The sequence below is a fragment of the Streptomyces rugosispiralis genome (genome assembly GCF_024505145.1).
Classification (GTDB): Bacteria; Actinomycetota; Actinomycetes; order Streptomycetales; family Streptomycetaceae; genus Streptomyces; species Streptomyces rugosispiralis.
Genome location: NZ_JANIAA010000014.1, coordinates 177,435 through 191,032, shown reverse-complemented (window position 1 = coordinate 191,032; position 13,598 = coordinate 177,435). Strand labels below are relative to the sequence as shown.

Annotated in this window: 10 protein-coding genes; 3 read left to right on the top strand and 7 right to left on the bottom strand. The window is 71.5% G+C overall.

Features of this window, described 5'->3' with window-relative positions; translation table 11 throughout:
• Positions 1-73: 73 nt before the first annotated feature.
• A complete protein-coding gene (locus NP777_RS22540; RefSeq protein WP_256651973.1) occupies positions 74-886 on the top strand; it encodes a class I SAM-dependent methyltransferase in 813 nt (270 codons plus the stop codon).
• Here the strand turns inward: NP777_RS22540 and NP777_RS22535 are convergent.
• Both NP777_RS22535 and NP777_RS22530 read right to left on the bottom strand, forming a co-directional pair.
• Positions 849-2,504, bottom strand: coding sequence for an APC family permease (locus NP777_RS22535; RefSeq protein ID WP_256651972.1), 1,656 nt, complete (start codon positions 2,502-2,504; stop codon positions 849-851). The genes NP777_RS22540 and NP777_RS22535 overlap by 38 nt on opposite strands.
• Positions 2,505-2,634: 130 nt before the next feature.
• Positions 2,635-3,483: a helix-turn-helix transcriptional regulator gene (locus NP777_RS22530; protein ID WP_256651971.1), complete on the bottom strand. Its 849-nt coding sequence runs from the start codon at positions 3,481-3,483 to the stop codon at positions 2,635-2,637.
• 174 nt (positions 3,484-3,657) lie between these two features.
• On the opposite strand from NP777_RS22530, the gene NP777_RS22525 reads away from it, so the two are divergent.
• On the top strand, positions 3,658-4,683 hold the full coding sequence (locus NP777_RS22525) for an aldo/keto reductase (RefSeq protein WP_256651970.1): 1,026 nt from the start codon (positions 3,658-3,660) through the stop codon (positions 4,681-4,683).
• 21 nt (positions 4,684-4,704) lie between these two features.
• On the opposite strand, the gene NP777_RS22520 is transcribed toward NP777_RS22525, so the two are convergent.
• The 5 genes from NP777_RS22520 to NP777_RS22500 all read right to left on the bottom strand — a co-directional run bounded on the left by NP777_RS22520 (position 4,705) and on the right by NP777_RS22500 (position 11,545).
• The gene (locus NP777_RS22520; RefSeq protein ID WP_256651969.1) at positions 4,705-5,157 is read right to left on the bottom strand and encodes an NUDIX hydrolase; all 453 of its coding nucleotides are present in this window, start codon (positions 5,155-5,157) and stop codon (positions 4,705-4,707) included.
• An 88-nt stretch (positions 5,158-5,245) separates the two neighbouring features.
• A complete protein-coding gene (locus tag NP777_RS22515; RefSeq protein WP_391858551.1) occupies positions 5,246-6,964 on the bottom strand; it encodes a CHAD domain-containing protein in 1,719 nt (572 codons plus the stop codon).
• Between the two features lie 16 nt (positions 6,965-6,980).
• Complete coding sequence (locus NP777_RS22510) at positions 6,981-9,233, bottom strand: RNA degradosome polyphosphate kinase (RefSeq protein ID WP_256651967.1); 2,253 nt, start codon at positions 9,231-9,233, stop codon at positions 6,981-6,983.
• Between the two features lie 249 nt (positions 9,234-9,482).
• On the bottom strand, positions 9,483-10,415 hold the full coding sequence (gene mshD / locus NP777_RS22505) for a mycothiol synthase (protein WP_256651966.1): 933 nt from the start codon (positions 10,413-10,415) through the stop codon (positions 9,483-9,485).
• Positions 10,416-10,477: 62 nt separating this feature from the next.
• Positions 10,478-11,545 (bottom strand): PDDEXK nuclease domain-containing protein, encoded by a 1,068-nt coding sequence (locus NP777_RS22500; RefSeq protein ID WP_256651965.1) that lies wholly within the window; start codon positions 11,543-11,545, stop codon positions 10,478-10,480.
• 195 nt (positions 11,546-11,740) lie between these two features.
• On the opposite strand from NP777_RS22500, the gene NP777_RS22495 reads away from it, so the two are divergent.
• Positions 11,741-13,564 (top strand): bifunctional metallophosphatase/5'-nucleotidase, encoded by a 1,824-nt coding sequence (locus NP777_RS22495; protein WP_256651964.1) that lies wholly within the window; start codon positions 11,741-11,743, stop codon positions 13,562-13,564.
• Positions 13,565-13,598: the final 34 nt, after the last annotated feature.

Here is a 13,598-nt window from a genome sequence, read left to right as displayed (position 1 = left end):
GTCCCCCCCACCCCAGGCACAGCGTCCGCCCCGGCATCGGGCCGCGCCTCCGCCCCGGCATAGGCTCAGCGCCATGTCCGCCCGCGTTCCCCCGCCGTCCCGTCCGATCGGTTCGGCGACCCGCGGGACGACCAACCCCAACCGGCTGCGCCGGATGGACCGGTGGATCGCGGCGGCGCACGGGCCCGCGCTGCGACGGGCCGGGGAGGCGCCGGTGGCGGTGGATCTGGGGTACGGGGCGGCCCCGTGGACCGCCGTCGAACTGCTGGACCGGCTGCGGACCGTACGGGCCGGGGCCCGCGTCGTCGGGGTCGAGATCGACCCCGGTCGCGTGCTGGCCGCGCGGCCGTACGAGCGCGAGGGGCTCACCTTCGCGCACGGCGGCTTCGAGGTGCCGCTGCCCGGCGGGGCCCGCCCGGCGCTCATCCGGGCGGCCAATGTGCTGCGCCAGTACGAGGAGGGCGAGGTCGCCGCCGTGTGGCGGCGGCTGTGCGCCCGGCTGGCGCCCGGCGGACTGCTGGTGGAGGGCACCTGCGACGAGATCGGGCGACGGCACGTATGGGTCGCGCTCGACGCGGCGGGCCCGCGCACCGTGACCTTCGCGGCCCGCCTCGGCTCCCTGGAACGCCCCTCCGACCTGGCCGAACGGCTCCCCAAGGCGCTGATCCACCGCAATGTGCCGGGTGAGCCGGTGCACACCTTCCTGCGCGACTTCGACCGCGCGTGGGCGGCCGCCGCGCCGTACGCGCCGCTCAGCGCGCGTCAGCGCTGGATACGCAGCGCCCAGACGCTGCGCGCCGAGGGCTGGCCGCTCACCGACGGCCCACGGCGCTGGCGCCAGGGCGAGGTCACGGTGCGGTGGGAGGCGGTGGCGCCCCGGGGCTGACGGCGCCGTCCGGGCCGTCAGGGCCGTCAGGGCCGTCTCCCGTGCCGCCCAGGGCGTTCGCCGCGCCCCCGGCGGCGCCTGCCGTACCGGCGCCGTATGGCGTATCGGCGCCGCCTGCCGTATCGGGGTCGCCCGCCGTACCGGGCTCGCCTGCCGTATCGGCGCCGCCTGCCCTATCGGGGTCGCCCGCCGTATCGGGGTCGCCGCCCGCCGCGTACTCCTCGCTGATCTCCTTCGGGCCGAACGGCCACACCTTCTCCATCCGCGCCCACAGCACGAACGCCACACACCCCGCCGCGACCCAGGCCAGCGACCACTCGATGGGGTGCCGCCCGGGGGAGTTCTTGTCCGCGTAGCCGTAGATCACCAGCCAGCCCACCAGCGCCACCACGCTCGGCAGCGGATAGAGCCACATCCGGTACGGCCGCCGCAGGCCGGGCTGGCGGCGGCGCAGCACCGTGACGGCGACGACCTGCGCCAGGGCCTGCACGATCACCATGACCGTGGTCAGCAGTTGGATGAGCGTGGCCAGATCGGTGTGGCGGCCGATCAGGAAGCCGATCGCGGTCACGACGCCCATCGTGGCCAGGCCCAGCACGGGGAAGCGATGACGCGGGTGGAGTTTGCCGTACGGCCGGAAGAAGACCCGGTCGCGGGCGGCGTCGTACGGCACCCGGGAGCCGCCCAGCAGCCCGGCGAAGACCGATGCGAAGGCCGTGATGAGGATGAGCACGGTGACGACGTCGGCCGCGCCCTTCCCCCAGGTCTCCTCCAGCACCGCCGAGGCGACGGACTGGGCGGCCACCGAGTCGGGGTCGGTCATCTCGTGCCAGTCGACGACGCCGAGCGTGCCGATCTGCAGCAGCAGGTAGATCCCCATGATCCCGGCGATCGAGGTGACGATCGCCCGCGGCAGGGTGCGGCCGGGGTCCTTGATCTCGGCGCCCATGTACGCGGCGGTGTTGTAGCCGAGGTAGTCGTAGATCCCGATGGTCAGGCCCGCGGCGAACCCGGTCCAGAAGTGACCGCTGGTCAGCTCGAAGGCGTGGTCCGGATAGGTGAACGCCTGCCCCGCGTCGAAGTGGCTGAAGGCCGCCACGATGACGAGGACCACGGAGGCGATCATCACGCACCACATGACGGCCGTGATCCGGGCGATGTGCTCGACGCCCCGCCACAGCAGCCCGATGACCAGGACGATGACGCCGAGGCCGACCAGATCGCCCTGGGTCTGCGTCATATCCGGCCAGAGATAGCCCAGATACTGCACGAGGCCGACCACACCCGTGGACATGATCAGCGGGATGAACAGCATCGCCGTCCAGACGAACAGGAACGGCATCAGCTTGCCGCTGCGGTACTGGAACGCCTGACGCAGATACACATAGCTGCCCCCGGCCCCGGGCAGCGAGGCGCCCAGCTCGGCCCAGATCAGCCCGTCGGCGAGCGCGAGCACCGCGCCCGCGACGAAGCCGATGACGGCCTGTGGTCCGCCGAAGGCGGCGACCATGAGGGGGATGGTGACGAACGGCCCGATGCCGCACATCTGGCTCATGTTGATGGCGGTCGACTGGAACAGGCCGATACGGCGGACGAATCCGCCCTCGGTGCCGGACATCCGGACCTCCATTGCCCTCTGGCGCCACTGGCGCCACCGTGGGAGGGAATGAAAGTAAGGAAAGTTTCCAGTCGCGTCAAGGAGGTGGGACGCGACAAAAACGGAGCAGTTCTCGAGCCGCCGGTGACCGTCAGGCCACCGACGCCGCGCCCGCCAGCACCTTCAGCGCCTCCGCCGTCGCCGACCCCGCGTCGGCCGTATAGGTGCACAGCATCTGCCCCGGGTCCGCGGGCAGCACGAACGCCTCGAACCGCAGCACCAGCTCCCCCGCCTCCGGATGGCGGAACCGCTTGACGCCCCGCGTCCGCTCCTGCACCGCCTGCGCCTCCCACCGCCGCCGGAACTCCTCGCTCCGCTCCAGCAGCTCATGGGTCACCCGGCACACCCGCGAACTGCCCGGGTGACGGCCGGTCTCCGCGCGCAGCCCGGCCACCGTGTCGTCGGCGACCTCGGCCCAGTTCGGATGGATCTCCCGCACCCGGGGGTCGAGGAAGACCAGCAGCGGGCTGTTGCGCCGCTCCTCGGGGATCGCGGCGTAGTCGATGCCGAGCCGGGTGCCGAGGGTGTTCCAGGCCAGGATGTCCATCGCCGGTCCGTAGACATAGGCCGGGACGGTGCCGTCCATCGCGTTCAGCAGTTGCTGGATCTCCGGCCGCACCCGCGGCCGCGGGTCGGAGTCGGGCTCCCCGGCGCGCCGCCGGGGCAGGGTGATGTTGCGCAGATAGGTGTGCTCGGACGGGGTCAGCCGCAGCGCCCGCGCCAGTCCGTCGACCACCGAGTCCGAGACGGCCGGGGCCCGGCCCTGCTCGATACGGGTGTAGTAGTCGACGCTGATCCCGGCCCGCTGAGCGACCTCCTCGCGGCGCAGACCGCGCACCCGGCGCCGGACGACGCCCTCCGGCAGCCCCAGCTCGGCCGGGTCGAGCGCGGCCCGGCGCGCCTTGAGAAACCCCTTGATCTCCGGTTCGGAATGGCCCATTCGTTCATTATCCGCGCGCCGGCGGATTCTGGGCCGGACAGGTGGTTCTGGCAGACCCAGGTTGAACCGGGCCTGGTGACGTATCCGCCCGGAGCCGAGGCTGAAGGCACAGGCCGTCGAAGGCACCGGCCGTCGAAGGCACCGGCCGTGGAAAACGAAGGAAGGCATCAGGCCATGAAGCGCAGGATCCTGGGCGGAACCGGCATCTCGGTGAGCGAGTACGCCCTGGGCGCGATGATGTTCGGCGCCCTGGGCAACCCCGATCACGAGGACTCGGTACGGATCATCCACCGCGCCCTCGACGCGGGCATCAACTTCGTCGACACCGCCGACATCTACTCGGCGGGCGAGTCCGAGGAGATCGTCGGCAAGGCCCTCAAGGGCCGCCGCGACGACATCGTCCTGGCCACCAAGGCCCACGGCTCGATGGGCGACGACCCCAACCACGCCGGCAACTCACGGCGCTGGATCACCCGCGAGGTCGAGAACAGCCTGCGCCGCCTGGGCACGGACTACATCGACCTCTACCAGATCCACCGGCCGGACCCGACGACGGACGTCGACGAGACGCTGTCGGTCCTGTCCGACCTGGTCAGGGCGGGCAAGGTGCGCGCCGTCGGCTCCTCCACCTTCCCGGCCGAGCAGATCGTGGAGGCCCAGTGGGTCTCCGAGCGGCGCGGGCACGTACGGTTCCGCAGCGAGCAGCCGCCGTACTCGATCCTGGCGCGCGGCGTGGAGGCGGCAGTGCTGCCGACCGCGCGGAAGTACGGGATGGGCGTGCTGAGCTGGGGTCCGCTCTCGGCGGGCTGGCTCACCGGCCGCTACACCAAGGCGTCCGACATCGATCTGTCCGGCGGCCGGGCGGCCGTGGAGAAGCACAAGTTCGACCCGTCGCTGCCCGACAACGCGCGCAAGCTGGAGGCGGTCGGCGCGCTCGCCGAGCTGGCGTCCGACGCCGGGCTCTCGCTGCCGCACCTGGCCATCGCCTTCGTACGGGCGCATCCGGCCATCACCTCGGTGATCATCGGCCCGCGCACCATGGAGCAGCTGGAGGATCTGCTCGCCGGGTCCGAGGTGGAGCTGAGCGAGGACGTCCTGGACCGGATCGACGAGATCGTCCCGCCGGGCACCGACCTCAACCGGGCGGACAGCTACTACGTGCCGCCGGCGCTCGCGGACAAGCGCCTGCGTCGCCGCTGACCAGCGGAGACCGAGACCGGTTCAGGACGGCCGCAGGGTGTGCAGCAGCGCGTCGACAAGGGTGCGGTCGTGGTCGTAGGTGAGGCGGCGGCGGGCCGCGTCCGGGGGCAGCCAGAGCAGGCGGTCGACCTCGCGGTTGGGCACGAAGGTCTCGTCGTGGCCGACCGCCTCCGCCGCCCAGTAGCGGACCTGTTTGGGGCGGCCCTTGGCCGTGTAGTGGAGGGTGGGCAGCACCTCGCCCGGGGCGCAGCCCATACCGGTCTCCTCGGCGACCTCGCGCACCGCGCCGTGCAGCGCTTCCTCGCCGTGCTTCAGCTTGCCCTTGGGATGGGACCAGTCGTCGTAGCGGGGGCGGTGGACGAGGGCGACCTCGAGCCCGCCGCCGCGCGGGGACCGTCGCCACAGCACACAGCCCGCCGCCAGGACCGTCCCGGTGTCCGTCTCCCCGTCATCGTGGGAATTCCGCCGGTTCATCCGCCGTCTCTCCCTCCCCGGTTCTCCGCTGTCCTCCGCGTTCCGCTCCGATGCCCTCCGGTCCGCTCCTACGCCCTCCGGCCCGGCGTCAGGAGGCTCTGGTGGCGGACACGCGCCGCCAGATCCGGCCGAACGCGAAGCGGGCCGCCTCGACCTCATGCCGCTGATCGGCGTGGAGCACCCCGAGCGCGTACGCCGTCGCCGGGGCGATCCGGGGCGTACGGGCGGCCGCCGCCGCGGCGGCGGCCGCCTCGGCCGCGTCGCGGTGGCGCTCCAGCGCCTGCCCGGCGGCCAGCAGCCGCATGGACAGCGACGGCTCGGCGTCCACGGAGCCGGAACCGCCGGGGCCGGAACCGCCAGGACCGGAACCGCCAGGACCGGAGCCGTTGGGCCCGCTCGCCCCGTCCGGCTGGTGCCACGCCTGGTCGAGCACCTCCAGCGCGTACCGCCGCAGCCGCAGCAGATGGCGCACCTGGTGCCAGGGTGCGTCCTGGCGCTCGCTGGCGGGCGGGGCGTCCGCCGCCGGGGTCGCCGCCAGGCCGTGCACCAGCGCCTCCGCGTTGTACGGATGCCCGGCGCGGACCAGCGGCAGCGCCTCCACCGCCTCGGCCAGCCGCCGGTTCGCCAGCTCGGCGAGCGGCGGCAGCACCTGCCCGGCGGGGCGGGCGGCGTTGGCCTCGTCGAGCGGGACGTCGGAGGCGAGCAGGGCGACGGTGTCGGCGACCGCGTGGAAACGGGAGGAGCCGAGCGCCTCCAGGGCGGCGGTGTGGGACCGAGTCCGGGCCAGCGTGAGCTGGCGCTCCAGCAGCGCACCGGCGCGGGCCGCGCCCACGGTCAGCGCCCCGCCGCGAGCCTCCTCCTCGGCACCGGCCCGCTGATGGGCCGCGCCCGGCTGGCCGGACCGTTCGGCCTTCTCGCCCTTGGCGCTCCGGCCGCCCTTGTCACCGCGCTCGCCGCGGCGCCGTCCGGCCGCCCGGCCCTCGTCCCGGTCCCGGTCTCTGTCCCGGTCCCGGGTCGTCCCGGCCGCGCCCTCGGCGCCGCCGCCCGCGTCGGCCGGACCGGGCCGCGCACCCTGCCCCCCGACAGGGTCCGCGGCACCGCCTCCCGGCGCACCAGCCGCCAGCGAGACGCTGCGGCGGGAAGCACGGTTGGAGCGGGGGAGGGGGCCCGCGGTGCCGGAGGGGCCGCCCGCGCCGTCGACCGCGAGCGTCACCCCGCCGCGCGCGGTGCGCGCGGCGCTCGTGGCGTGTGCCGCGTTCACCGGCTGTGTGTCGGCGGGCCGCTCGCTCGGGCTCGCGGCCTCGGCGGCCGTTCCCTCGCCCTGCGCCGAGCGGTCCGAGGGGCCGCCCGCGCCCGAGAGCCGGTGCAGGGCGCCGCGCAGCCGGTCAAGACGTTCCGCGTAGCCGTGCTCCCGCGCCAGCGTGCCGGACAGCCAGGCCAGCTCGGTCCGCAGCTCATCGGACCAGGCGGTGTCGGTGAGCGGGCGGTAGACGTAGAGCGCGCCGCTGATCCGCCGCGCGGCGCGGCGCAGCAGCCGGGCGGCCTCGGCCGCCTCCTGGACGTCGGAGCCGCTCTCGCGGTGCAGCCGCAGGCTGCGCAGGAAGTCCCCGGCCTGGGCGTGCAGATACGTCGACAGCACCTCCCCGGCCGTCGCCGACTCCCACGCGGCCGCTCTCGAAGACGCCGCAGAAGCCGCAGAAGCCGCAGAAGCCCCGTAAGGTGCCGTCGCGGTCTCCGCCGCCCGGTCCGTCACGCCGTCGGTCCCCGGGCGGGACGGGCCGGCGGCCGGGTCCGCGGCGCCCGTCATCCCGGCCGGCGGCAGGTCATGTCGTTGAACCACGCCGTCGCCTCCGGGCATCGATGAGCATCTCCTGAACGTTCCGCAGCGGCTGGCCGTCCGCGTCCGTGGCGTGCCGGGTCCACTCGCCGTCCGGGCCCAGGTGCCAGGAGGAGGTGGAGTCGGCCATCCCGGTCTCCAGCAGGCGGTTGAGGGCGGCGCGGTGGCCGGTGTCGGTGACCCGCACCAGCGCCTCTATCCGGCGGTCGAGGTTGCGGTGCATCATGTCGGCGCTGCCGATCCACACCTCCGGTTCACCGCCGTTCCCGAACGCGAACACGCGCGAATGCTCCAGGAAGCGTCCGAGGACCGAGCGGACCCGTATGTTCTCCGAGAGCCCGGGGACGCCCGGCCGCAGCGCGCAGATGCCGCGCACCCACACATCCACCGGCACCCCGGCCTGCGAAGCCCGGTAGAGGGCGTCGACGACGGCCTCGTCGACCATCGAGTTGACCTTGATCTTGACGTAGGCCGGGCGGCCCGCCCGATGGTGGGTGATCTCCTTGTTGATCCGGGTGATCAGCCCGCCGCGCAGCGACTTGGGGGCGACCAGCAGCCGCCGGTAGTTCTCCCGCCGGGAGTAGCCGCTCAGCCGGTTGAAGAGGTCGGAGAGGTCCGCGCCGACCTGGGAGCTCGCCGTCAGCAGCCCCAGGTCCTCGTACAGCCGGGCGGTCTTGGGGTGGTAGTTGCCGGTGCCCACGTGCGAGTAGCGGGTGAGGGTCTCGCCCTCCTGGCGGACCACCAGCGACAGCTTGCAGTGGGTCTTCAGGCCCAGCAGGCCGTAGACCACGTGGCAGCCGGCCTCCTCCAGCTTGCGCGCCCACTTGATATTGGCGTGCTCGTCGAAACGGGCCTTGATCTCGACCAGCACCAGCACCTGCTTGCCGGACTCGGCGGCGTCGATGAGCGCGTCGACTATCGGCGACTTGCCGGAGGTGCGGTACAGCGTCTGCTTGATCGCCAGGACGTCCGGATCGGCGGCCGCCTGCTCCAGGAACGCCTGCACGGAGGTGGAGAAGGAGTCGTACGGGTGGTGGAGGAGGACGTCCCGCTCGCGCAGCGCCGCGAAGATGTCGGGCGGGGACGCGGACTCCACCTCGGCGAGGTCCCGGTGGGTGCCCGCCACGAACTTGGGGTACTTCAGCTCCGGCCGGTCCAGCGCGGCTATCCCGAACAGGCCGGTGAGGTCGAGCGGTCCGGGCAGCGGATAGACCTCCGCGTCCGAGATCTTCAGCTCGCGCACCAGCAGGTCCAGCACATACGGGTCGATGGACTCCTCGACCTCCAACCGCACCGGGGGCCCGAAGCGGCGGCGCAGCAGCTCCTTCTCCAGGGCCTGGAGGAGGTTCTCGGCGTCGTCCTCCTCGACCTCGAGGTCCTCGTTGCGGGTGACCCGGAACATGTGGTGCGCGAGCACCTCCATCCCCGGGAAGAGCGCCTCCAGATGCGCCGCGATCACGTCCTCCAGCGGCACGTACCGCTGCGGCGACGCCTCCAGGAACCGGGAGAGCGGCGGCGGAACCTTCACACGTGCGAAGTGATCATGTCCGCTGACGGGGTTGCGCACCACGACCGCGAGATTGAGCGACAGCCCCGAGATATACGGGAAGGGGTGTGCCGGGTCCACCGCGAGCGGGGTCAGCACGGGGAAGATCTGCTGCCGGAAGAGGGTGAAGAGGCGGGACTGCTCCTTCTCGGTGAGATCCGGCCAGCGGACCAGATGGATGCCCTCCTCCGCGAGCGCGGGAGCGACGTCCTGCTGGTAGCAGGCGGCGTGCCGGGCCATGAGCTCACGGGACCGGTTCCAGATCAGCTCCAGCACCTCGCGCGGCTGCAGCCCGGAGGCCGAGCGGGTGGCGACCCCGGTGGCGATGCGCCGCTTGAGGCCGGCGACCCGCACCATGAAGAACTCGTCCAGATTGCCGGCGAAGATCGCCAGGAAGTTGGCCCGCTCCAGCAGCGGGGTGGCCGGGTCCTCGGCCAGCTCCAGCACCCGCTCATTGAACGCGAGCCAGCTGCGCTCCCGGTCCAGGAACCGCCCCTGCGGCAGCTCCCCGCCCTCCGTACCGGGCCCGGCGCCCTCCTCGTACGAGTCCGGGTCGGCGTCGAGGTCGGGGTCGAGCGGCCGCACCGGTGCGGCGACAGCATGCGGCCGGTGGGCCGCGATGGACCCGACCGAAGGCTGAGGGTTGGGCTGGGGCTGCGGGGAAACCGATGCCTGACCGCTTGTGTGGCTCATGAACTCATTGTTCCGCGCCGGAGGTGAATACGGCGTGGCGGAAGCGGGTGCGGAAACGGCACGGAGCCTCCGGTTCGACGAATTCGGCACAGCGGGCTGCATTCAGTGATGCTCGCAACCAAGGTTGAATCGCCGGTAACGGACACATGGCGCGTAGGAAATCGGGACCCATCCCCCAGGGGTCCCGCCCTCCTCACGCCCTCGGGGCCGCCCGCACGCCCCCGGACTCGGATCCCGCTCGGGTTTCGATCAGGTCTCCGTCCGGTACATCAGGTCCGTCTCATGGGTGACGAAGCCGAGCCGCTCGTAGACCGCGACCGCGGCGAAGTTGTCGGCGTCCACATAGAGCATCGCGGTCGGCAGCCCCTGAGCCGCCAGATGCCGCAGCCCGATCGAGGTCAGCGCCTTGCCGAGGCCGCCGCCCTGCGCGTCCGGCCGCACCCCCACGACGTACACCTCCCCCAGCCGCTCCTCCGCATGCACCTTCGTCCAGTGGAACCCGACGATCTCCCCGCCCCGCTCGGCCAGGAAGAACCCCTCCGGGTCGAACCACGGCTCGCCCTTGCGGTCGTCCAGGTCACGCTGGGTGAGCGAGCCCTGCTCGGGGTGGTGGGCGAAGGCCGCCGCGTTCGCCGCCAGCCACCCGGCGTCGTCCGCGCCGGGCCGGAAGGTCCGTACGCTCACGCCCTCCGGAAAGGTGGGCTCCGGAAGGCCCAGCTCCGCGAGCGACCCCAGCGGCCGCCGCATCTGCCGCAGCTCCCGGAACAGCGTCAGCCCCAGCACCTGCGCGAGATGGCGCGCCGAGGCATGCCCCCCGTGCGCCCAGATCCGCAGCCGCTTCCCCGACTCCCGCAGCAGCGTCACCCCCAGCGCCCGGCCGTGCCCCTGCCCGCGGTGCCCCGGATGCACGACCAGCTCGGCGGCCGGAGCCTCCACCGGGTCGGTGTCCTCGAGCTGCGCGTATCCCACGAGCTCCCCGCTCGGCTCCCGCAACACCAGATGGCGCACCCCCTCCCGCCGCCCCCGCAGCTGCAGCCGCCCCTGCTCGGACACCGCCTGCTGCCCATCGGCCCGCGCGGACTCGGCGACCAGCCGCAGCACATCCGCCACCTCGGCCGACGTCAACTCCTCCAGCACATCGAGCCGCCGGGCCCCGGATGTCTCGTTCACCACGTCATTCATGAGGCCGAGCCTACGGCGGCCCAATTGGCCAGCAAGCCGCTGCACAATTTATTACCGGCGAGTCACCCGGCTGCCCCATCCCCGTCGAGGATGTCGTCGGCGATGCGGGAGAGATCCTCGGCGCTGGGCATCAGCTCCCGCACATGCGGCGGCAGCGCGGCGTAGGTGCTCACGGCGAGCGGTGCGTTGTTGCTCCGCAGCGCGTATTCGATCGTCCCCTTGTCGCGGCTCTTGGCGATGAGGATCCCGAGCGTCGGATCGTCGCGCTCCTTGTCCCGGACCAGGTCGTCGACGACGGTGACGTAGAAGCCGAGCTGGCCGAGGTGGGCGGGGCGGGCCTTGTCGGTCTTCAGCTCGATGACGACGTAGCGGTGCAGCTTGCAGTGGTAGAAGAGCAGGTCGATCCGGAACTCCTCGTCGCCGACCTTGATGGGGTGCTGGCGTCCGACGAAGGCGAAGCCGACCCCGAGTTCGGTCAGGAACCGGACGAGATGGGTGACCAGGGAGTCTTCCAGATCGCGCTCGGCGGGCTCGCCGGTGAGCCGGGTGAAGTCGAGGCGATAGGGATCCTTGGTGATCTCCTGGGCCGCTTCGGACTCACCAGGGACAGTGAAGGTGAAGTTGGACAGCGCCGCGCCGTGGGTGAGGTGCGCCTTGGCGAGGATCACGGATTCGAGTTCGCTCCGCGACATTCCTCGGTAGACGGCCACTTGGGAGTAGAAGTCCAGCTCAGCGCGGTCGTTGCACTTGTCCATCAACAGCTGGATGTGTCCCCACGGCAATTGTGCAGCAGGCTGTTGCACAATTGGCTCCGGCCACAGCCGCGCCATCTTCAGCATGTACTGAAGGCTTCTTGTGCCGAAGCCCCGCTGGTTCGGGAAGGCCGTACGCAGCTCCACCGCCACCCGGTTGATGATCTTCGTTCCCCACCCCTCCTCCTCCCTGCGCTCCAGGATCGTCCGCCCGATCTCCCAGTACATCGCGATCATCTCGGTGTTGACCTTGAGCTGCGCCCGGACATGCGCCCCGCGCACGATCGCCTTGAGGTCATCGACCAGTTCGAAGAAGCCCGGCGGGAGCTCGGATCCCTGTGCGGGGATGGGCGTCTGCTTCGCGAGTTCGTTCTGCATGATCCGCACGCTCACATATCGAATCACCACCTAAACCCCTTATCAGATTCTTTCCGCCGAACGGGCGAAGCGGGCACACAACGTTGACCATCGGCCATCAGCTCTTAACCTCCCGCCCCTGCCCCGCTACGCGCGTTGACCGTAAGCTGCGCTCCACATCCATCACGGACACACAAGGTCATATAAGGGGACGACATGCCAGCAAGACCTCAACGGCGCGGGGCGGGACGCCGGTTGGCCACGGGAGTCGCGGTGCTGGCCGCCGCGGCCGGGGTGCTGACCGCCGTGAGCCCGGCGGGCGCGGACACCGGCGCCGCCGCCTCGGACAAGCACCGCCCCGGGCGCACCGTCGACGTGCAGCTGCTGTCCTTCAACGATCTGCACGGAAACCTGGAGCCCCCGCAGGGCTCCTCGGGCACCGTCACCGAGACCCAGGCGGACGGCACCACCAAGACCATCCCGGCGGGTGGCGCCGAATACCTCGCCACCTCCCTCCGTAACGCCCGTAAGGGCCACGAGTACTCCGTCACCGCCGCCGGCGGCGACATGATCGGCGCCAGCCCGCTGATGTCCGGCCTCTTCCACGACGAGCCGACCGTCGAGGCGCTCAACAAGCTGGACCTCGACGTCTCCGCGGTCGGCAACCACGAGTTCGACGAGGGCCGGGCCGAGCTGAGCCGGATCCAGAACGGCGGCTGCCACCCCAAGGACGGCTGCTACGAGAAGGGCAAGACCTTCGGGGGCGCCGACTTCCCCTACCTCGCCGCGAACGTCACCGACGAGAAGACCGGCAAGCCCATCCTCAAGCCCTACACCGTGTGGCAGCGCAACGGCGTGAAGATCGGCTTCATCGGGGTCACCCTCGAGGGCACCCCGGACATCGTCACGGCCGAGGGCGTCAAGGGCCTGAAGTTCCACGACGAGGTCGAGACGATCAACAAGTACGCCAAGGAGCTGCAGGACAAGGGCGTGAAGTCGATCGTCGCGCTCATCCACGAGGGCGGGCTGCCCGCCTCCCCCTCGTACAACTACGACTGCGACAACGGCGGCGCGGGCAAGGGCATCTCCGGCCCCATCGTCGACATCGCCAAGAACATCACGCCCAAGGTCGACGCCCTGGTCACCGGCCACACCCACCAGGCGTACACCTGCACCATCCCGGACCCGTCCGGCACCCCGCGCACGGTGACCTCCGCGGCCTCCTTCGGCCGTCTCTACACCGACACCACGCTCACCTACGACCGCCGCACCGGCGACATCGTGCGGACGAGCGTGAAGGGCGCCCACGCGGCGAACCACGTCGTGAACCGCGAGCAGCCCAAGGCCCCCGACATGACCTCGCTCATCGGGCGCTGGAACAAGCTGGCCGCCCCGATCGCCAACAAGCCGGTCGGCTACATCTCCGCCGACATCAACGGCCGCGGCTCCACCGCCTACGAATCCCCCCTGGGCGACACCATCGCCGACGGCCAGCTCGAAGCGCTCTCCCCGTCCGACAAGGGCGGCGCCCAGATCGCCTTCATGAACCCCGGCGGCATCCGCTCCGACCTCGCCTACAAGGCGTCGGGCAGCGAGGGGGACGGGGTGGTGACCTACGGCGAGGCGTTCACGGTCCAGCCGTTCACCAACATGATGAACGTGATCGACCTGACCGGCTCCCAGCTGATCACCGCACTCCAGCAGCAGGTCAGCGGCTCGAACGAGGCTTCCCCGAAGATCCTTCAGGTTTCCAAGGGCCTGACCTATACCCTGGATCTGACCAAGTCCGGCAAGGACCGGATCGTCACCGACTCGGTGAAGCTGAACGGTGAGGCGATCGACCCCGCCAAGACCTACCGCGTCGCGATGAACGAGTTCCTCACGGGCGGCGGCGACGGCTTCCCCGCCTTCAAGGACGGCAAGAACAAGCTCGTCGGCGTCTCCGACCTGGACGCGTTCACGGCCTACCTGGGCGCGCACTCGTCGCAGTCCTCGCCCCTGGACCCGCCGAAGGCGGACCGCATCACGATCGTGAAGTAACCGCCCGACGCCCGACGATGGCCCGGCCGCCACA